Source organism: Erwinia sp. AnSW2-5 (assembly GCF_045107195.1).
Taxonomy (GTDB): Bacteria; Pseudomonadota; Gammaproteobacteria; order Enterobacterales; family Enterobacteriaceae; genus Erwinia.
In genome coordinates this window covers 197,456-216,657 of the sequence record NZ_JBJGXA010000005.1, presented here as the reverse complement: position 1 = coordinate 216,657, position 19,202 = coordinate 197,456, and the positions used below count along the sequence as shown (strand labels likewise).

Below are 19,202 nucleotides of genomic sequence, written 5' to 3'. Positions count from 1 at the left end.
TTTATTTCCCCGAAACCGGCACCAGAACACCCTGCACCAGCGGATCGGTGGTTTCTTTTAACCACTGCTGCACGCGGGGATCGGCAAACGCTTTTTTCAGCTTGATAATATTTTCGTCATTTAAATAAGGCGTACCAATCACCAGCTGTGAGGCAAAGGTCTGTGGCGCAGGCGGGAATAATATGCCTTTATCGCGAGAAACTTTTCCGGCATCAAACTGGGAAACATAACCAATCGCCGCATCCACAGAATTTAATGCCCGTGGCATGGTTAACAGATCCAGCTCCTTAAAATTAAATTTATGCGGATTTTCTTTAATATCTTTTAATTTCGCCGTGCGGGGTTCTACCGCCGGATCAAGCCCAATCAAACCAATACGTTGTAACAGCCACAGCGCCTGCCCCTGATTAGCACCGTCGTTCGGCACCACGATTTCCGCGCCTTCCGGCAGTTCAGCGAGGGTTTTATAGCGTTCAGAATAGATACCAAATGCCCACTGGAACACCGGCAGAGTTGAAGTCAGTTCGAACTTGTTGGCATCCACCACCTGCTTCAGCCACCACTGATGCTGATAGATGGTTGCCGCATACTGCCCTTCCGCAACGGCACGGTCAGCCTGCACCGGGTCCTGCAACCCGACCGCTTCCAGCTTGATGCCATAATCCGGCGCAATACTCTGTGCGACATAGTCGATCAAGCGCTGCTCCCCGGCCATCGCCGGTTCAAAATGCACTTTCAGCGTGGTGCCAAAGGTCACGCTGTGTCGCTGCTGCGCGGTGAAGTACCAGCCCAGGCCAGCGATCAGCACAATGGCAATAACAGCGACCAGCCACGGCCAGGTTTTCTTCTTTTTCAGTTCAAATTTCTGCTGCGTCATGATGAGTGTGTACCCTGTGAGTGTTGAAGTGCGGCAACCAGGCGGTCGCCAATAAACTGAATCAGTTGGATGGTCACAATCAGCACCACAATGGTGGCGATCATGATGTGATGATCAAAACGCTGGTAGCCATACACCACCGCCAGATAGCCGATGCCCCCGGCACCAATGGTGCCCGCAATGGCCGAGTATTCGATCATTGAGATCACGTTCAGGGTGATAGCGGCCACGATAGCGGGCAGCGCTTCACTGAGCTGCGCCCCGGTGATCACCTGCCAGCGCGAACCACCGGACACCAGCCCGACCGCCGTCACTTCCGGCGGCAGTTCACGCAGCGCGTTCTCCACCAGGCGGGCGAAAAACGGCGTTCCGGCAACAATCATCGGGATCACCGCCGCCGGAATACCGATGGTGGTGCCGGTCAGCCAGAAGGTGAACGGAATAATCGCCGCCATCAGCACCAGAAACGGCAATGAACGACCGATATTCACCAGCCAGCTCAGGCTGCGGTTCAGCCCCGGCTGCGGGAATAATCCGGCGCGTGAAGTGTTAAACAGCACCACACCCAGCGTTCCGCCGAGAGTCACCACAAACAGCATCACAATGCCGACCATCAGCCAGGTTTCACCGTAGGCAGGCAGCATCAGCTCATGGATCTGGTTCCAGGGGGTATCCTGGCTGGTGACGTCAACGGGTTTCATCCGGCCTCCTGTAAGCGCGGGTGCGCCTCGATGATTTGTGCCTTCATACCCAGCTGCGCCAGGGCAGCAATCAGCGCTTCAGGTGACAGCGGGCGCTGGTTAAAACGCACCGCAATCTGCATCCGCCCGGCGAGCTGCCCCGCCACCTCTTCCACATGCGCCGCCAGCAGATCAACCTGGACGTTGTGCTGCACGCTGAGCCGACTGATCCAGTCCGTTGCCAGCGGCGGTGCGCAGGTCAGGCGCAGCAACAGGTCGCCGCTGGCGGTCACCGGACGCAGCGGGAACAGCTGCGCGGCCAGCGCCGAATCAGGGGTACTGAGCAACTGCTGTAAGGGTCCCTGCTGCACCAGTTGACCGTCGCGGATTTCCGCCACGGCATCGGCGGTGCTGCGCACCACGTCCATCTCGTGAGTAATTAAGATGATCGACAAGCCAAACTGCTGACGCAGCTGTTTCAGCAACAGCAGGATGGCATCGGTCGCCTGCGGGTCCAGCCCGGAGGTGGCTTCATCGGCGAGCAGCACGGAGGGTTTCAGCGCCAGGGCGCGGGCAATTCCGACGCGCTGACGCTGACCGCCGGAGAGCTGCGCCGGGTAGTATTCTGCTTTGTCCGACAGCCCGACGCTGTCCAGCAGCTGACCCACATGGCGTTTAATGTCACCTGGCACCACGCCCAGCCACTCCAGCGGCAGCGCGACATTTTCCCAGGCGGTTTTGCGTTGCAGCAGCGCGGAGGACTGAAACACGGTGCCAATGGCCCGCCGTTCGCGCCGCAGCGCGGCACCGGACAGGCGTGAGAGATCTTCGCCGTTAACCCGAATGCTGCCGGAACTCGGGCGCTCCAGCAGGCTGATGCACTTTGCCAGCGTCGACTTTCCGGCCCCGCTCGGGCCAACCACGGCCGTGATCGACGCGGCGGGCACCGTCAGTGAAATGCCTTTCAGCACCTCGACCGTGCGGCCACCGGCGGCGGTGTAATGTTTACGCAGGCCGTCAATTTCAATCATGGCGTGACCTCATCTTCTGCGACGGCAGCAGGCTGTGATGCACGGCGGTAACCTGCGCCCGGATGCGGCTCGGCCAGACGCGCGCCCTGGTTGAACAACTTTTCGCGCAGAGTACCAGGCTGGTACTCTTTCTTGTAGACGCCACGTTTTTGCAGTTCCGGGATCAGGTGTTCCACCACATCGCTGAAGGTTTCGTGGGTCACCGCATAGGCGAGGTTAAATCCATCAACGTCCGTTTCTTCCACCCAGCTTTGCAGCTCATCGGCCACGGTTTGCGCACTGCCGACCAGCAGCGGGCCAAAGCCACCAATCCCTACCCAGTCGGCCAGCGCCTGCACCGTCCACTGGCGATCAGGATCGGCAGTGGAGAAGGTTTCCACGGCTGACTGGATCGCATTGGTGTGCAGGTGTTTGAGCACCTGATCGGGCTGATACTGGCCAAAGTCGATGCCCGTCCAGCCGGAGATCAGCGCCAGCGCGCCCTCGTAACTGACGTAGCTTTTGTACTCCTGCCATTTGGCCTGGGCCGCCTGGTCTGTTTCATCGACGATCACCGTTTGCAGGTTGAATATCAGGATGCTGCGCGGGTCGCGTCCCGCTTCTGTTGCACGGCGGCGAATATCGGCCACGGTTTTCTTCAGCAGCACTTTGGAGGGGGCGGCAACAAAAACGCATTCGGCATGTTCCGCAGCAAACTGCTTGCCACGGCTGGAGGCTCCGGCCTGATAGAGCACAGGCGTGCGCTGCGGCGAGGGTTCGCACAGGTGGATGCCCGGCACCTGGAAAAAGGTGCCCTCGTGGTTAATCGGATGGATTTTGCTCGGGTCGCTAAAGATGCGGCGCTCACGATCGCGCAGGATCGCCCCCTCTTCCCAGCTCCCTTCCAGCAGCTTGTAGATCACCTGAAGATATTCGTCGGCGTAGTCATAGCGGGCATCGTGATCGGTCTGCGACTGATGGCCGATATTGCGTGCGCCGCTCTCCAGATAGGAGGTGACGATATTCCAGCCGATACGCCCTTTGGTCAGGTGATCCAGGGTCGAGATACGACGGGCAAACGGATACGGATGTTCAAACGACAGCGAGGCGGTGAGGCCAAAGCCAAGATGCTCGGTGACCAGCGCCATCGGGGTGATCACCGCCAGCGGATCGTTCACCGGCACCTGGGTGGCATGACGAATCGCGGCTTCGTTACCGCCGTTCAGCACGTCGTAAACCCCCAGCACATCGGCAATAAACAGCCCATCGAACTTGCCGCGTTCCAGCAGACGCGCCAGATCGGTCCAGTAGCTTAAATCTTTGTACTGCCAAGAGCGGTCACGCGGATGTGCCCACAGGCCCGGTGACTGGTGACCGACGCAGTTCATATCAAAGGCGTTCAGGCGAATTTCACGTTGTTGAGACATATGATCTCCAGATTCCAGACAGCCGGGTACGACCCAACTGTTACAGGTGGTTTTTATTAGGATGATTTATTCGGTGAGTTAACGCGTCAGGCGGGACATCGCTCCAGCAACTGCCTGGCAACGCTCTCCGCATGCTCCGCCACCTGCGGCAATCCCATCAGCTCACCAAAGTGAGCGCGGGCGGCCGGGCCGGCGACCCAGAGATGGGGGTTGGCGGTGCCGTCATGGCGCACTGTTTGCGAACGGGCATTGATGAGAATGCCGAGCGCCAGCGGATCGGCCTGCACCATCCCTGCTGAGGCCAGCTGGTGCAGCAGCGCATCGCTTTGCAACAGGCCGCCGTGCGCGGGTCCGGTGGTGATAATCAGCCGATCCACGTTCAGGTGCTGCGCTTCACCACTGCGCGGTTGCAGGCGCAGTGCGATTTCTGCACCTGCCGCCGCGACGCCTGCCAGACGCGCAGCCTGCACCGTTAACTGGCCGCTCTGCTGCTGCTGCGCCAGTACCGCGCTGACCTGCGGCGCAATGCGATAACGATGCACATCCCACCACGGGCGCAGATGGCGCAGGAACCGGCGTTGTTCATTGAGCGACAGCTGCTGCCACAGGCGCTGCCCGTTAAGGCGAATATCGTCGAGCACCAGCTGCCAGGGCAGTTGCTGCCCGGCGGCATCGGCCACTTCCTGGCGAATACGTTGCAGCCAGGCGCGCGCTGAGGCGTGCTGCGGCTGCTGGTAATCCAGAGGACGCGGTTCGAACTGGCCGCTGAGATTCGGGCGCGGCAGCAGGCCCCGCCGTGAAAATGCCATAATCGACCCGCGATGCCCGTGACGGTGTAACGTTGCCACCACGTCCGACATGCTCAGACCGCTGCCCATAATCGCCACCCGCTCATCGGGGGCAATCGCGGCCAGTGCATCATGACGCCACGGATCGGCAATCAGCCCCGGATGCCCTTCCAGCGCCAGTGCCACCGCACGCGGCAGGGCCGGAGGGGGATGGCTGATCGCCAGTACCACGTCATCGGCCTGAAGCGTCTTACCCAGTGCGGTGCGCAGCATTCCCTGCTCCAGCGCTATCGCCCGGTCACAGAGATGATGCAATCTGACCGGGGAGTGCAGCTGTGCGCGGGCAAACTGTTCGGCGATATAGGCGCCAAACTGGCCGCGCTGCGGATAGACTTTGCCGTCGTGCCAGCGTGCGCCCGGGTCCGCCAGGTAAGCCGGTGACGCGCGGAACCAGCGATCAAAATCCCCCTGTTCCGCCGCCGAGAGCTGCATGCGCTCAGCGGGGACATTGATGCGGTGCGAGGGATCGCGGGTGCCATAGGCCACACCGCGCGCCAGCTGTGAACGCGGCTCAATCACCGTTACCGTCAGACCGGCGTCACCGAGTCGTGCCAGATGGATGGCCACGGCGGTGCCGGTAAAACCGCCGCCGACGATAACGATATGACGCTCAGTCATGATTCAACCCCGCCGTTCAGATAAGTTGATAGTCAGCATAGGCCCTTCAGCTGGCGCTGCTGTTTTTCGCCGGACGGCGGTCGCCGCCGATGGTTTCGCCAAACGGCCCGGTATTCACGGTACGCTGGCGTGTTTCGGCATTCGAGGCCAGCGGCAGCAGCGGCATCACCAGTTCGGCAAAACGGTGGGCTTCTTCCAGGTGCGGATAACCCGACAGAATAAAGTTTTCAATGCCCAGCGCCTGATATTCGCGAATACGATCCGCCACCTGCTGCGGGCTACCCACCAGCGCGGTGCCTGCTCCGCCACGCACCAGGCCAACGCCTGCCCACAGGTTCGGACCAATCACTAAGTCTTCACGCGAACCGCTGTGCAGCGCGCTCATGCGCGCCTGGCCGGTGGAGTCCATACGGGAGAAAATCTTCTGCGCGGCGGCGATGATGTCATCATCCAGATGGGAGATCAGACGGTCAGCGGCTGCCCATGCCTCTTCCTCCGTTTCCCGCACGATAACGTGCAGACGGATGCCGTAGCTCAACGTGCGGCCGCGCTCTTCTGCACGCTGACGCACCACGGCCAGCTTTTCCGCGACCTGCGCCACCGGTTCACCCCAGGTGAGGTAGGTATCGATCTGGCTGGCGGCGACATCAATGGCTTCATCGGAAGATCCACCGAAGTAGAGCGGCGGGCCATTTTCCTGTACTGGCGGGAAGAGGATCTCCGAACCTTCCACGCGGATATGGTCGCCGTGGAAATCGACTTTTTCCCCCTTCAGCAGGCGTGAATACACTTCAAGGAATTCACGCGTGACCTGGTAGCGGTCCGCATGGCTGAGGAAAATACCGTCGCCTTTGTTCTCAACCGGGTCGCCCCCGGTCACCACATTGATCAGCAGCCGCCCTTCGGACAGGCGGTCCAGCGTGGCGGCCATACGGGCGGCAAGGCTGGGCGGTTGCAGGCCGGGACGCACGGCCACCAGGTAGCGCAGTCGTTTGGTGATCGGTGCCAGCGCAGCTGCGACCAGCCAGGCGTCTTCACAGCTTTTCCCGGTCGGGATCAGCACACCGTAATAGCCGAGGTTATCGGCGGCCAGCGCCACCTGTTGCAGATACGGCAGATCGACGGGACGCCCGCCTTCGGTGGTGCCAAGGTAGCGGCCATCTCCGTGGGTCGGGAGAAACCAGAATACGTTGATATTGTCCTGCGCTGACTCGCTCATTATCTGCTTCCTATATAACTATATCTGAATTTATTCGATACAAAGTTACGCTTTGGTTATAAAACCATTAGCAGGAAGTGTGCCAACTGTTACTGCTGTAAAATCCCTTATTTATCATCATATTGCTTTTCGCTGTTATCGGCTTTTCCTGCTGCAAATGCAGCAGCCGCTGACCGATTGCTGTTGCATTTGCAGCAATCCTGCCGTTTCCGCTCTCGCCCCGGATGACGCGCCAGGATACTCTTTCCCTCCCATCTCTTGCCCAGGAATACCGCATGTCGCACCCCGGCCCGTTACTGATCGACCCCGCGTCTATTGCGTTTCAAAGCGTACTGGATCGGCTGGCACCGACTGACGCCACGGTGCTGATTGTCGGAGAAACCGGCACCGGCAAAGAAGTGGTGGCGCGCTATCTGCATCATCACAGCCTGCGTCAGTCGCAGCCATTTGTGGCTGTCAACTGCGGGGCGCTGACCGAGAGCCTGGCGGAGTCGGAACTGTTCGGCCACGAGAAAGGCGCCTTTACCGGGGCGGCCGAACGTCATCAGGGCTGGTTTGAAGCGGCCGAGGGCGGCACGCTGTTGCTGGATGAAATTGGGGAGCTGAGCCTGCCGTTGCAGGTCAAGCTGCTGCGTGTATTGCAGGAGCGGGAGGTGACGCGCGTCGGTTCACGCCGTCCGGTGAAGGTCAATGTGCGGGTGATTGCCGCCACCCACGTTGATCTCGCCCATGCTATTCGCGAACGCCGTTTTCGTGAAGATCTGTTTTATCGCCTTAATGTGGCCGCCGTGACCCTGCCACCGCTGCGCCAGCGACGCGAAGATATCCCGCTGCTGGCCGATCACTTTCTCACGCTGTATGCGCGCCGCCTGGGGCGTCCGCAGCTGCGGCTCAGCGAAGAGAGCATCGCCACGTTGATGGATTATGCCTGGCCGGGCAATGTCCGTGAGCTGGAAAATACCCTGCACAACGCCGTTCTGCTGAGTAAAGAGTCGCTGATCTTGCCGCATCAGCTGCGGCTGAACACCGAAATTTTCGATCCCCAGCCGGTCAGCGAACAGGCGCTGGATACGTTTCTGCGTCAGCAGTTGCAGGGCGACGGCGGGCCGCTGTATCAGCGGGTGCTGGATGCGCTGGTGCGCAATGCGTTTGAACTGAGCGGCGAAAATCAACTGCAGGCCGCCGCACTGCTGGGGATCAGCCGCAATACCCTGCGTACTCACTTAGGCCATCTTGGGCTGATTAAAGCCCGGCGCAGCCTGGTCAACACCGATCGACGTGATGCTTCGCGCCCGAACGCTCAGGATCGTGAACTGCGCATCGGCTATCAGAAATTTGGCAATCTCGGCATCCTGAAAGCGCGCCAGAGTCTTGAAGCCGAGTTTACCCATCGGGGGATCAGCGTGCTGTGGAGTGAGTTTCCCGCCGGGCCGCAGCTGCTCCATGCACTGGACAATCGCGAAATCGATTTTGGCACCACCGGTGAAGTGCCGCCGGTTTTCGCCCAGGCAGGCAACAGCCCGCTGCTGTACGTGGCCTGGGAACCCGCCGCACCGCAGAGTGTCGCCCTGCTTGTGACGCAGGACAGCCCGATCCAGACGATGACGGATTTGCGCGGTAAGCGTATTGCGGTGAATAAAGGCTCTAATGTGCATTACCTGCTGGTGCAGATGCTGGATGAAGCCGGTATGACGCTGAATGATGTGCGCGTGCTGTACGCGCCGCCCAAATATCCCCTGACGCCCAGCGATCATCATGCTGTTGATGCCTGGATGATGTGGGACCCGCTGCTGAGCGATGCGGAACTGAGCGGCCAGCTGCGCGTGATTGCCGATGGGCGTGGGCGGGTAAACAACCATCAGTTCTATCTGGCGCACCGTGATTTTGCTGCGCATTCCGCGGATTTGTTACATCAATTGCTGGCGGCATTGGTCCAGACCGGCAGTTACATTGATGCTCATCGTCATGAATCCGCCGCCCTGCTCTCTGCTGAACTTGGCCTCTCCCCGCAGGCGTTGTCACTGGCTTTACAGCGCCGAAGCCATCAAACCCGCCGTATGGATTTGTCGGTAATCCGCGCCCAACAGGCGATTGCTGACCGTTTTTTTGCGCTGGGATTACTGCCAAAAGCGGTGAATGTGCGTGATGCCGTGTGGCGTGAGTCAGGCCAATGATAAGCACAGCTTACTCGTTACCCTGTTTGTCTGAATAATTTAACCTTTATGATAATGTTTCCAATGGTAACCGTCAGTATTGCGTAAGGTTATCGTTATAAATCAGAAAGATAATAAGATTTATTTCGACGAGAAAACATCAAATAAACTGATAAATAAGTCAGGCAAGGCTAATGAGTTTTTTCCAGCACCCTGCGAGTTAATCCTAAATACCCTCCTGACAATAGTTTACCTTTGGAATTTAGCGCTCTGGTGGAGTAAGGTTTATTTGCCGCAGCCTGTCAGATCGCTATTTTCCGAGATGATATACGGTTGCGTAATAACACCAGGGAATCTCTTCCCCATAGCAGACTTATAAAACCGGCTGTTATTAGCCATCTTTTGCCTTAATTTTATTTAAGAACATTTGATTTTACATCCTTGCTATTAATTGATTTCTGGAAACTCAAAAACCCGAGGGAGATTGTCGGTGAAAATGAATATCCTGTCGATTACTTATCTACGGGCCATTGCCTGTATGCTGGTGGTCGTTTGTCATGCTGAAAGTTTTTCTGCCAAATTGAGTCCGGCTTATTTTTCCGGGCTGTTTGGTTACGGCGGCGCCGTGGGCAAACTCGGCGTATACCTGTTCTTTATGATCAGCGGTTACCTGATGGCCTGCGTACACTGGGAGGACTTTGGTCAGGGTAAGATGGGGCTGTTTGTCAAAAAACGCCTGGTGCGTATTTTGCCAATGTACTATCTGTTTACCCTGCTGACGATTGTGGCCTGGGTGATCAATCCGGGTTGGTTCCCGTCGACGATATTAACACCACTGGATGATATTCTGTCCCTGCTGTTTATTCCATCCGTGTATATTAAAGAGCTGGATACACTGACACCGGTATTATCTGTGGGCTGGACGCTATGTTATGAAATGCTGTTCTATCTGGTGTTTGCCATAGGTATGTTGTTCAATCGGCGCAGCGGAATGTGGTTTATCTTTATCACTATTATTGCCTTAATTGCCTTTGGTTCTTTAGGCGATTCCCAGCGGCCTTATTTCCAGTTCTATACCAATGGAATCATGCTCTATTTCCTCAGTGGGATTGTCTGCTTTATGCTGCAAAAACGTTTCAGTCAGCGTTATGCCCATAATGCATTATCCCTTGTCGTGATTATTGCCTTGCTGACGGTATCAACGCTGTGGTTGCAGGGCTATGCGCAATTACTGCTGCTGTCGGTCTGTTTCTTTATGCTCACCGGGCTGGAGTTCGCCTCACAGCATCAGACCCGCTTTACGCACATGGTGACCGGTATTGGCCTGGCTTCTTACTCCATTTATCTTTGTCACCGCCTGTTTATGGGCGCATTGCAGAAGGTGCTGCATGTGCTGATGCCCACCCCCAGTACCGCCACGATGTATCTGGCGATGGTGATCCTCAGTGCGGCGTCTGCCGTTGTCGGTTACCTGATTTACTGGATGATCGAGAAACGCGCCACCATGACCTTCCGCGTTAAAACCAGCTAAAGCAAAAGGGCCGGATTATCCGGCCCTTTCATTGTTTAACGCCCTACCCGGTACTGACTTTTAAACAGTGCCACCGCACTGAAGACCGCCAGTAACATCAGATAATAGCTCGGTGCCAGGCTGGAACCCGTCATGCTAATCAACAGTGTACAAATCAGTGGTGCAAAGCCACCAAACACCGTTACCGCGACGTTGTAGCTGATCGCCATGCCGCTTGCGCGGGTCGACATCGGGAACAGGTCGGCCATCATTGACGGCACGGTAGAGAAGTAGACCGATTTCAGCAAGGCCATCCAGCCCACCAGCAGGATCAAGGTGGTTGGCGTGGTGTTATCCGCCACCATCTTGAAGGCAGGGTAAATGGTCAGCGCCAGCAGGATCAGCGATCCCCACATCAGCGGTACGCGCCCCACTTTCTCCGCCCACAGTCCCATCAGCGGTGTCACCACCGTCAGAATAATCCCGGCCACCAGCGTGGCGGTGAAGGCCGCAGAACCTGGCAGATGCAGCGTTTTTGTCGCATACGTCGGCACATAGTTCAGCATGTAGTTGACGCCCGTCGAGATCACCATCAGCCCCATTGCCAGCAGCAGCAATGTTTTCTGGCGTCCCATCAGGTCCTTCAACGGAGCATGTGATTTAGGCTGGGCAACAAAGCTGGCTGGCTCATGCACATGGCGGCGAATATACAGGCCCACCGGACCAATCAACAGACCAAATGCGAACGGAATGCGCCATCCCCAGTCCTGGATTTGTGCCTCTGTCAGCCAGGCGGTCAGCCCCAGGCCAAATGCCGATGCCATCAGGGTGCTCGCGCCCTGGGTAGCAAACTGCCAGCTTGCAATGAAGGCGCGACGTTCCGGGAAGTGTTCCACCAGGAAAGCCGTGGAGCTACCGAACTCACCACCGGCAGAGAAGCCCTGAATAAGACGCGCCAGCAGGATCATGATCGGTGCCAGCAGGCCAATCGTTTCATAGGACGGCATCACGGTAATCATCAGGCCACCCAGCATCATCAGGGTGATCGACATCAGCAAGGCTTTTTTGCGTCCAACTCTATCCGCGTAAGCTCCGAGCACAATGGCACCCAGCGGACGGATCAGGAACGAGACACCAAAGCTGCCGAAGGTCAGCAGCATCGATACTGACGGGTCCTGCGTCGGGAAGAAAGCATGGGCAATATAGCTGGCAAAAAAGCCGTATACTGCGATATCAAACCACTCCAGCGCATTACCGACGCAGGTGGCAAACAGGGTTTTATACAGGTTCGGTGTCACCGCCTGTTGTTGCTGTACGATGGTGCTCACTGGCCTCCCTCCTGTGCGCGATGCACACGATGACGGGCCAGCAATGTGCTGCCCTGTTCGCCTAAATCCCAGAACAGCCGGGTCATGATTTGTAATCCTTCGCGGGCAATCGACTTCAGCATATGTTCATCCACCGCATGCTGGCCACAGGCCGGATAGGAGTGCGGGATCCACAACGTCGGCAATCCCAGCGCGTGGGCGAAGACGTCATTCGGCAGTGAGCCGCCGAGGTTAGGCAGCAGCGCCGGTTTTTTGCCGCTGGTGCTGGCAATCACCTCCAGCGCCCAGTCCACCAGCGGGTCGCTCGGGTCAAGACGTGTCGCCGGGGAGCCGCGCAGCACCTCCACCGTCACCTGCGGGAAACCGTGCGCATCCAGATGCTTACGCAGATGCGTTGCGATGTTTTTCCAGTCGGTATCCACCACAAAACGCAGCTGACAGACAGCGGTTGCTTTGCCGGGAATGGCATTCATCGGGCGTGCCGGGTTACCGGCGAGGAAGGAGAGCACCTCCAGCGTGTTCCAGCCGTAAAGGCGTTCGGTTGGCGTCAGACCGGCTTCTCCCCAGTTCGGATCAATCTGCGGGCCATTTTCATCACCCACTTCGATGTCGCTGAGGATCGCTTTCACCGCCGCGCTGATGGCGGGCGGTTTCAGTGCCGCTACCTGTAACTGACCGTGCTGATTCACCAGGCAGGCCAGCGCATTCGCCAGCTGGGTGCCGGGGTTGGTCAGCAAGCCGCCCCAGTTGCCTGAGTGGTAGTCGCGGTCGCGGGCCTCAATGCTGAGGCGGAAGTTTACTGCGCCGCGTGAGCCGAGGAACAGCGTCGGGCGCACCGCGTTAAGGCGCGGGCCATCGGAGGCGATAAAGATATCGGCTTTCAGCTGCTCGCCGTGGCGCTGGCACAGCTCCATCAGGCCTGGGGAGCTGATCTCTTCGCCCATTTCGAACAGGAATTTACAGTTAAAGCCCAGCGTGCCACCGCGTGCCGCCGCGACCTGCTCCAGCGCGGCGATATTCACCGAGTGCTGGCCTTTATTATCTGCGCTGCCGCGTCCGTACCAGCGGTCGCCCTCTTCCACCAGTTCCCACGGCGTCAGGCCGCTGCGCCAGTTTTCATCATCACCAAACACCACGTCGCCGTGGCCGTAGCAGAGTACGGTCGGCAGTGCCGGATCTTCAATGCGGGTTGCCAGCAGAAAAGGCCGTAACGGTGCCTGCGGGTTCGCCAGCTGTTCGGTGGTGAATCCCAGTGCCTGCATCGCCGGGGCCATCTCTTCATCGAGATAACGCTGGATCACGTCATCGCGATCCTCACGCTGGCTTTCACTGCGCAGGGCAACGCGGCGAGCCAGCACCTGTTTGAATTTACCACTGTCAAAGTACGCCGTGGCCTGCGCTACCGCCTGTTCACCTGTCATATGTCTGTCCGTTTTTATTGTGTTACTTTTTGTGTTTGCACCCCTGTTTTAAGCTAGAATCGCTCTTTGCCACAATCATCAAATAATCAAGTTAGTGTTGCTTTAAAAGCAACGCTGTTCTGCACGATCAGTGACCATGCACGACAAAGAGGCAGCCCGATGCACAGCAGTGAAATTCGCTATTTTCTTGCGGTCGCCAACAGCGGTTCGCTGAGTGCCGCCAGCCAGCAGCTGTTTGTTGCCGTATCGGCGATCAGCCGCCAGATCCAGCGTCTGGAGGCGCGGGTGGGCGCGCCGCTGTTTGAACGTCATGCGCGGGGCATGGTGCTGAACGATGCCGGGCAGATTTTCGAAAATCATGTGCGCAAGAGCATGATGGATATGGAACATGCCATCGCCGAGATCAAAGGGCTGAAAGCCATTCGCCGCACCGCGCTGCGGGTCGCCTGCACCGACGGTATGGCATTCAGCCTGCTGCCGGTGCTCTTTACGCAGTTTCGTGAGCAACATCCCGGCGTCAGCTTTCATCTGACGGTCGCCAGCGCGCTGGAGGTGGCGGAAATCATGCGGCGTGGAGAATGTGATGTGGCCTTCCAGTTCAGTCTGCACCCGGAACGCGGTGTGGAGGTGGTGGCCGCCTGGCCCGCCCCGGTGTTGCTGGTGATGCAGCAGAGCCATCCGCTGGCGCAACAGCAGGTGCGGCTGAGCGACCTGATGGCGTATCCGCTGGCCTTGCCGGACGCGGGCACCACGGTGCGCCAGCTGTTTGACCTCTCCTGCCGGATGAGCGGGACGTTTGTGGAACCGGCGCTGACCTGCAATAACTTCAGCACGCTGTATCAGTTCCTGTTACAGACACCGACGGCGATCACCATTTGCAGCCAGTTCACGGTGATGTATCAGGCGGTTGAACACGGGCTGGTGCTGAAATCGGTCGGTGCCGAGCAACTCAGCCAGCGTTCGCTACAGGTGCAGACCGCTATTGGCCGTAAACCGGGGACGGCACTGGTGCTGTTTCTGGAGTTTGTGCGGCATGAGTTGAAGCAGAAGGATGAGGCTATCCGGGCGGCGTTTGATTTTTAGGGTCAGATGTAATCCAGGAAGTCAGCCATGACCCGTAGGGGGCGATCATCTTTTCCGATCGCCCCGTAACGCCGGATCTGCACCCTGCTCATCAGCACGGGCGGACCGAAACAGAAGGTCCGCCCCTACGTATCGTTTTTGACGTTGAGGCGGCATTCAGCAGCGCTGCGTCTTATTTCACATCCACCTGATAGAAGATGTGTTTACCAAACGGGTCCACTTCATAACCTGTCACTTCTTTGCGTACTGGTTCGAAAATGGTGGAGTGAGCAATCATCACCGCCGGTGCCTGGTCGTGCATGATCTGCTGCGCCTCACGGTACATCACTACCCGCTTGTCGTGATCCTGCTCGGCACGCGCCGCTGTTATCAGCTTATCAAACGGCGCATAGCACCACTTCGCTGAGTTGGAACCGCCGTTGGCGGAGGTGCAGCTGAACAGCGGGCCGAAGAAGTTATCCGGGTCGCCCGTTGCCGTGGTCCAGCCCATCAGTGCTGCCTGATGTTCGCCGTTTTTCACCCGTGACAGATATTCGCCCCACTCGAAGCTGACGATATTGGCTTTGATGCCAACCTTCGCCCAGTCCGCCTGGATCATCTCTGCCATACGCCGCGCATTCGGGTTATAGGGGCGCTGAACCGGCATTGCCCACAGATCGATCGTCGTCCCCGGAGCAATACCCGCCTCTTTCAGCAGGGCCTTCGCCTGGTCCGGCGCGTAGTCATAATCTTTCAGATCTTTATCCGCGCTCCATACGCCCGGCGGCAGCAGGTTTTTGGCTGCGGTGCCCGTACCCTGGAATACCGCTTCGATAATCGCAGGCTTGTTAATCGCCATGCTGAGTGCCTGGCGCACTTTGACATTGTTCAGCGGGGCTTTTTGCGTATTGAAGGCGAGGAATCCGGTGTTCAGCCCCGCTTTCTGCATCATGGTGATATTCGGGTTCGCCTCAAGACGCTTGAGGTCCGCCGGGTTCGGGAACGGCATCACCTGACACTCGTTTTTCTCCAGCTTGGCGGCACGCACTGCGGCATCCGGCGTGATGGTGAAGATCAGACGGTCCAGCTTCGCCTTGCCCTGCCAGTACTGCGGGAACGCACGGTACAGGATGCGCGAATCTTTCTGGTACTGCGCCAGTTCGAATGGCCCGGTGCCGATGGGTTCACGATCCACTTTTTCCGGCGTGCCCGCTTTCAGCATCGCATCTGCGTATTCGGCGGAGAGGATGGAGGCAAAGTACCAGCCGAGATCGGCGAGGAATGGCGCTTCTGCGTGAGCCAGGGTAAAGCGCACGGTGTGATCGTCAATTTTATCGATGCCTTTCAGCAAGGTGCCGAACTCCAGGCTTTCGAAGTTGGTGTAACTGCCGTTAGAGACCTTGTGATACGGGTTGGCCGGGTCTTTCTGGCGCATAAACGAGAAGATGACATCGTCGGCGTTAAAATCACGCGTCGGCTTGTAGTTTTTGTTGCTCTGAAACTTCACGCCCTTACGCAGATGGAAGGTATAAACCGTGCCGTCCGGGCTGATATCCCAGCTTTCCGCCAGTGAAGGGATCAGCTGGGTGGTACCAGGGGTAAAATCAACCAGTCGGTTATAAATCGGCACCGCGCTGGCATCCACGCTGGTGCCTGAGGTGTACAGCTGCGGGTTAAAGTTTTCTGGCGATCCCTCAGAGCAGAACACCAGCGTTTTGGCCGAAACCGCTGAAGTGACGGTCAGCGCCAGAGCCGCCAGAACCGTGCGTAATACCGCTTTCTTCATCTCCATCCTCGCTTTTTATTTGACATTATCAGGGGGTGGTGCGTAAACCTGTAAATAACCTATTCATGAATAACATGATTTTGCACATTACCGAAATCATACTGCCCGAGACAAATAAGGAAAGCTTATGACTGATTCACTGGCACGTCAGCTCACGCAACGTTTTTACCGCTATCTGGCGGTCACCAGCCAGAGTGACGCCGCGTCCACCGTTCTGCCCAGCACCCCGGAACAACATGATATGGCGCGTCTGCTGGCGGATGAACTGCTTCAGCTGGGGCTGCACAACGTGGTGATTGATGAGTTCGCCACCGTGACCGCCGTGAAACCCGGCAATCGCCCCGGGGCACCGCGCATCGGTTTTATCACGCATATTGATACCGTGGATGTGGGTCTCTCCCCACATATTCACCCACAGACCCTGCGTTACGAGGGTAAAGATCTGTGCCTGAATGCCGAACAGGACATCTGGCTGCGCCAGGCGCAACACCCGGAGATCGCCGCTTATCACGGGCAGGAGATTATTTTCAGCGATGGCACCAGCGTGCTGGGTGCCGACAATAAAGCCGCTGTAACGGTGGTGATGACGCTGATGGAAAACCTGACTGATGCGCAGCCGCACGGCGATATTGTGGTGGCGTTTGTGCCGGATGAAGAGATCGGCCTGCGCGGCGCGAAAGCGCTGGATCTGAAGACGCGCTTTGATGTCGACTTTGCTTATACCATCGACTGCTGCGAGCTGGGAGAAGTGGTGTATGAGAACTTCAATGCCGCCGCCGCGGAGATCATCCTGACCGGCGTGACCGCGCACCCGATGTCGGGCAAAGGCGTGCTGGTTAACCCGCTGCTGATGGCCTGGGACTTTATCGGCCACTTTGATCGCCAGCAGACGCCGGAACATACCGCCGGGCGTGAAGGTTACACCTGGTTTAATGATATGCAGGCCAACGCCAGCGAGACGCGCCTCAAGGCCTCGATTCGTGATTTCGATCTGGCGAGCTTTGAGCAGCGTAAACAGCAGATGCATCAGGTGGCGGAAATCATTCGCCAGGCGTATCCAACGGGTAAAGTGGAGGTGAGTATTTCGGATACCTACAGCAATATCAGTAACGCGATTGGCGCCGATAAGCGCCCTATTGAGCTTATTTTTGCTGCGATGCAGCAGCTGGACATTGAACCGAAGGTGATCCCGATGCGCGGCGGCACCGATGGTGCGGCGTTGTCGGCAAAAGGATTATTAACGCCGAACTTCTTTACCGGCGCGCATAACTTCCATTCGAAGTTTGAGTTTCTGCCCATTCCGTCGTTTGTGAAGTCTTACCTGCTGGCGGAAAAAATCTGCCTGCTGGCGGCGGAGTAATCTTTCCGGGACTGAACGGTAAATACGGCCTTGCGTAGGGGGCGATCATCTTTTTCGATCGCCCCGTGCTGATGATGTGCACCACTGATCAGGTCGGCAATGCTGGCTGAAAAAAAGATCTGTTACCACAAAATAATTTGAGTTAAGTTAACCATTATGTATAGTTTCTGGTGATACATCACCCTCTATAACAAGGATTTTTCAAACAAAGAAGGATATCAAGGATGAGTAAGCGTGAAGATATTTTAGATACATCCAGAATAAGCTCTGAAAACGGCCTCAAATATGGACTTGTTTATTCAGAGGTATTGGGTTGGATTGATATGGGACATGCACAGGGTGATGATATTCGTAGCCTTATGCATTCATTTTCTTCTGGTGAATCAAGCGGTAAACCATATTATCCAGTTCGTTATGAACAAACAATGAGACTTTACAGGTTTGCTACAGGACGTTTTAACGTTTGGCACATAAAAAAAGGCAGGTCGCTCTCTGAACAACGAAGCATCGCTTTAGCTATGATGATGAACACTGCTGTGGCATTCGAAAACTGGCAGTCGATGTCCTTTTTCAGCTGGCATACTGACAGTGGATTCAGTGGCGAAGATCTTATCTCAGATTTATTCGGTTTCTACAGAGCCAATTTCTCCCGTACATATTGGGATGAATTAAAGATTGTTAGTAAAGCTTCAGCGCTGCGCCGATGGGATCATTATGGTCCTATTGGACGGTATAAAAACACTGGCTTTTTACCCCTTCTGTTCCCTGATCCTGTGGAAAAACTCCTCTGTCCAAAACCCTATAAAGGCAGACTACCGAGATTTATGATGCAGGTTATGCCTTATAAATTACACCCCAATGATAACACTGTTATTTTTACCAGTAAAAAAGCGGGTGTCATTAATGCGCTAGGTAAATAACATAATGAAATCATTGAAAAGACCTGTTCTTCTTTTCCTGGTCATTGTTGCCATTTTTATTCTGATCGATTGCAGTATGCAGAAGGTCGCGGAGAATAGAGAGGGATATACGCAGTCAAATTTATGGGCATACTATCTGCATACGGACAAAGATATACGCTCAGCCCCGAGAGACAGTGAATCTTGCTATTTTATCTTTACCGCGCAGGACGGCAGCCAACCTGATGAAAGCAGTATGGTTTGTCGCGATGATACGCATTTAGCGGAGATTAGAAAATATCTCACGTCCCTGGGATACAGCCTTTCATCCTATGACGGAGCGGTGGAAAGGTGGACAAGAAATGATGAGGTTTTACCCTATTTCTCTCTCTCCCTGGATAAGGGAACGCAGACAATGACGCTCAGTAAAGTCAGTTTTATGTAATTTAACAGGCAGCGACTCATTGAATTTTTGCTTAGCGATTGCCTGATATAACCTTGAACGACGTCTTGCCAGGTTACTGGCAAGACGGTCTAACAATAATCATCTTATCGCGATGTTTTTAAAACCCGCCTGTCACCGAATAATAATTACTCCTCATAGACATACACACGCAGACGATGCCCGTCCGGGTCGCAGGCGGTAAAGGTATAACCGAAGTCCAGCGTGGCTGGCGGGTCGAGGATCTCAACGCCCCACTGCTGCCACTGATTGAAGATACTGTCCACCTCATCACGACTCTCGGCGGTAAACACAATCTCCGACTGGCTGGCTCCGGCACTGACCGGTGGCGTCACTCCTGATGTAACCCACAGCCCAAGACGACCGCCAGAAGGCAGGATAAACATCGCAAAGGTGGGTGAAAATTCGATGGCGTCGACGTTCAGTATCCGCTGGTAAAAAGCCGCGCTGTTAGCCGGGCTGGCGACGTACAGAATGGTGAAATCAAGTGCTTTCATTTGGGGTTTCCCGTTTCAGTGATTGGACGGGAACAGACTATGCG

At 56.5% G+C, this 19,202-nt stretch carries 16 protein-coding genes; 6 read left to right on the top strand and 10 right to left on the bottom strand.

Translation table 11 applies throughout. From position 1 onward, the window contains the following. Nucleotide 1 precedes the first annotated feature (1 nt). The 6 genes from ACFL9S_RS05480 to ssuD form a co-directional block, all read right to left on the bottom strand. A complete protein-coding gene (locus ACFL9S_RS05480) occupies nt 2–877 on the bottom strand; it encodes a MetQ/NlpA family ABC transporter substrate-binding protein (protein WP_405260773.1) in 876 nt (291 codons plus the stop codon). Next, nucleotides 874–1,578: a methionine ABC transporter permease gene (locus ACFL9S_RS05475; RefSeq protein ID WP_405260771.1), complete on the bottom strand. Its 705-nt coding sequence runs from the start codon at nt 1,576–1,578 to the stop codon at nt 874–876. The genes ACFL9S_RS05480 and ACFL9S_RS05475 overlap by 4 nt, the downstream gene beginning before the upstream one ends. Continuing rightward, nucleotides 1,575–2,588, bottom strand: a complete 1,014-nt coding sequence (locus tag ACFL9S_RS05470; RefSeq protein ID WP_405260769.1) for a methionine ABC transporter ATP-binding protein — start codon at nt 2,586–2,588, stop codon at nt 1,575–1,577. Before ACFL9S_RS05470 ends, ACFL9S_RS05475 begins: the two co-directional genes overlap by 4 nt. Further along, nucleotides 2,585–3,994: an LLM class flavin-dependent oxidoreductase gene (locus tag ACFL9S_RS05465; RefSeq protein WP_405260767.1), complete on the bottom strand. Its 1,410-nt coding sequence runs from the start codon at nt 3,992–3,994 to the stop codon at nt 2,585–2,587. The genes ACFL9S_RS05470 and ACFL9S_RS05465 overlap by 4 nt, the downstream gene beginning before the upstream one ends. Nucleotides 3,995–4,080: 86 nt before the next feature. Continuing rightward, the gene (locus ACFL9S_RS05460) at nt 4,081–5,460 is read right to left on the bottom strand and encodes an FAD/NAD(P)-binding protein (protein ID WP_405260765.1); all 1,380 of its coding nucleotides are present in this window, start codon (nt 5,458–5,460) and stop codon (nt 4,081–4,083) included. A gap of 46 nt (nt 5,461–5,506) precedes the next feature. Continuing rightward, nucleotides 5,507–6,679 carry an FMNH2-dependent alkanesulfonate monooxygenase gene (gene ssuD, locus ACFL9S_RS05455; protein WP_405260763.1) on the bottom strand — a complete coding sequence of 391 codons (1,173 nt, stop codon included), beginning with the start codon at nt 6,677–6,679 and terminating at the stop codon, nt 5,507–5,509. A gap of 275 nt (nt 6,680–6,954) precedes the next feature. Here ssuD and ACFL9S_RS05450 point away from each other — a divergent pair, with 275 nt between their 5' ends. Both ACFL9S_RS05450 and ACFL9S_RS05445 read left to right on the top strand, forming a co-directional pair. Beyond that, nucleotides 6,955–8,853 carry an aliphatic sulfonate ABC transporter substrate-binding protein gene (locus tag ACFL9S_RS05450; protein ID WP_405260761.1) on the top strand — a complete coding sequence of 633 codons (1,899 nt, stop codon included), beginning with the start codon at nt 6,955–6,957 and terminating at the stop codon, nt 8,851–8,853. Between the two features lie 475 nt (nt 8,854–9,328). Beyond that, nucleotides 9,329–10,363, top strand: a complete 1,035-nt coding sequence (locus ACFL9S_RS05445; protein WP_405261064.1) for an acyltransferase family protein — start codon at nt 9,329–9,331, stop codon at nt 10,361–10,363. Between the two features lie 35 nt (nt 10,364–10,398). On the opposite strand, the gene ACFL9S_RS05440 is transcribed toward ACFL9S_RS05445, so the two are convergent. Both ACFL9S_RS05440 and ACFL9S_RS05435 read right to left on the bottom strand, forming a co-directional pair. Then, nucleotides 10,399–11,670: an MFS transporter gene (locus ACFL9S_RS05440; protein WP_405260759.1), complete on the bottom strand. Its 1,272-nt coding sequence runs from the start codon at nt 11,668–11,670 to the stop codon at nt 10,399–10,401. Then, nucleotides 11,667–13,091: a M20 family metallopeptidase gene (locus ACFL9S_RS05435; RefSeq protein WP_405260758.1), complete on the bottom strand. Its 1,425-nt coding sequence runs from the start codon at nt 13,089–13,091 to the stop codon at nt 11,667–11,669. Before ACFL9S_RS05435 ends, ACFL9S_RS05440 begins: the two co-directional genes overlap by 4 nt. A gap of 159 nt (nt 13,092–13,250) precedes the next feature. Here ACFL9S_RS05435 and ACFL9S_RS05430 point away from each other — a divergent pair, with 159 nt between their 5' ends. Next, a complete protein-coding gene (locus ACFL9S_RS05430) occupies nt 13,251–14,174 on the top strand; it encodes a LysR family transcriptional regulator (protein ID WP_405260756.1) in 924 nt (307 codons plus the stop codon). Nucleotides 14,175–14,346: 172 nt separating this feature from the next. On the opposite strand, the gene ACFL9S_RS05425 is transcribed toward ACFL9S_RS05430, so the two are convergent. Then, a complete protein-coding gene (locus ACFL9S_RS05425) occupies nt 14,347–15,939 on the bottom strand; it encodes an ABC transporter substrate-binding protein (RefSeq protein WP_405260755.1) in 1,593 nt (530 codons plus the stop codon). 127 nt (nt 15,940–16,066) lie between these two features. Between ACFL9S_RS05425 and pepT the strand changes: the two genes are divergently transcribed. The 3 genes from pepT to ACFL9S_RS05410 all read left to right on the top strand — a co-directional run bounded on the left by pepT (nt 16,067) and on the right by ACFL9S_RS05410 (nt 18,643). Continuing rightward, the gene (pepT, locus tag ACFL9S_RS05420; RefSeq protein WP_405260754.1) at nt 16,067–17,299 is read left to right on the top strand and encodes a peptidase T; all 1,233 of its coding nucleotides are present in this window, start codon (nt 16,067–16,069) and stop codon (nt 17,297–17,299) included. Between the two features lie 224 nt (nt 17,300–17,523). Next, on the top strand, nt 17,524–18,219 hold the full coding sequence (locus ACFL9S_RS05415) for a hypothetical protein (protein ID WP_405260753.1): 696 nt from the start codon (nt 17,524–17,526) through the stop codon (nt 18,217–18,219). A 4-nt stretch (nt 18,220–18,223) separates the two neighbouring features. Continuing rightward, the gene (locus ACFL9S_RS05410) at nt 18,224–18,643 is read left to right on the top strand and encodes a hypothetical protein (protein ID WP_405260751.1); all 420 of its coding nucleotides are present in this window, start codon (nt 18,224–18,226) and stop codon (nt 18,641–18,643) included. Between the two features lie 146 nt (nt 18,644–18,789). On the opposite strand, the gene ACFL9S_RS05405 is transcribed toward ACFL9S_RS05410, so the two are convergent. Then, nucleotides 18,790–19,158: a VOC family protein gene (locus ACFL9S_RS05405; protein WP_405260750.1), complete on the bottom strand. Its 369-nt coding sequence runs from the start codon at nt 19,156–19,158 to the stop codon at nt 18,790–18,792. Nucleotides 19,159–19,202 lie beyond the last annotated feature (44 nt).

What these genes read in the sequence shown, in the direction of transcription:
- ACFL9S_RS05480 (WP_405260773.1), bottom strand. Translation starts at nt 877, where the DNA reads ATGACGCAGCAGAAATTTGAACTGAAAAAGAAGAAAACCTGGCCGTGG.
- ACFL9S_RS05475 (WP_405260771.1), bottom strand. Translation starts at nt 1,578, where the DNA reads ATGAAACCCGTTGACGTCACCAGCCAGGATACCCCCTGGAACCAGATC.
- ACFL9S_RS05470 (WP_405260769.1), bottom strand. Translation starts at nt 2,588, where the DNA reads ATGATTGAAATTGACGGCCTGCGTAAACATTACACCGCCGCCGGTGGC.
- ACFL9S_RS05465 (WP_405260767.1), bottom strand. Translation starts at nt 3,994, where the DNA reads ATGTCTCAACAACGTGAAATTCGCCTGAACGCCTTTGATATGAACTGC.
- ACFL9S_RS05460 (WP_405260765.1), bottom strand. Translation starts at nt 5,460, where the DNA reads ATGACTGAGCGTCATATCGTTATCGTCGGCGGCGGTTTTACCGGCACC.
- ssuD (WP_405260763.1), bottom strand. Translation starts at nt 6,679, where the DNA reads ATGAGCGAGTCAGCGCAGGACAATATCAACGTATTCTGGTTTCTCCCG.
- ACFL9S_RS05450 (WP_405260761.1), top strand. Translation starts at nt 6,955, where the DNA reads ATGTCGCACCCCGGCCCGTTACTGATCGACCCCGCGTCTATTGCGTTT.
- ACFL9S_RS05445 (WP_405261064.1), top strand. Translation starts at nt 9,329, where the DNA reads ATGAATATCCTGTCGATTACTTATCTACGGGCCATTGCCTGTATGCTG.
- ACFL9S_RS05435 (WP_405260758.1), bottom strand. Translation starts at nt 13,091, where the DNA reads ATGACAGGTGAACAGGCGGTAGCGCAGGCCACGGCGTACTTTGACAGT.
- ACFL9S_RS05430 (WP_405260756.1), top strand. Translation starts at nt 13,251, where the DNA reads ATGCACAGCAGTGAAATTCGCTATTTTCTTGCGGTCGCCAACAGCGGT.
- ACFL9S_RS05425 (WP_405260755.1), bottom strand. Translation starts at nt 15,939, where the DNA reads ATGAAGAAAGCGGTATTACGCACGGTTCTGGCGGCTCTGGCGCTGACC.
- pepT (WP_405260754.1), top strand. Translation starts at nt 16,067, where the DNA reads ATGACTGATTCACTGGCACGTCAGCTCACGCAACGTTTTTACCGCTAT.
- ACFL9S_RS05415 (WP_405260753.1), top strand. Translation starts at nt 17,524, where the DNA reads ATGAGTAAGCGTGAAGATATTTTAGATACATCCAGAATAAGCTCTGAA.
- ACFL9S_RS05410 (WP_405260751.1), top strand. Translation starts at nt 18,224, where the DNA reads ATGAAATCATTGAAAAGACCTGTTCTTCTTTTCCTGGTCATTGTTGCC.
- ACFL9S_RS05405 (WP_405260750.1), bottom strand. Translation starts at nt 19,158, where the DNA reads ATGAAAGCACTTGATTTCACCATTCTGTACGTCGCCAGCCCGGCTAAC.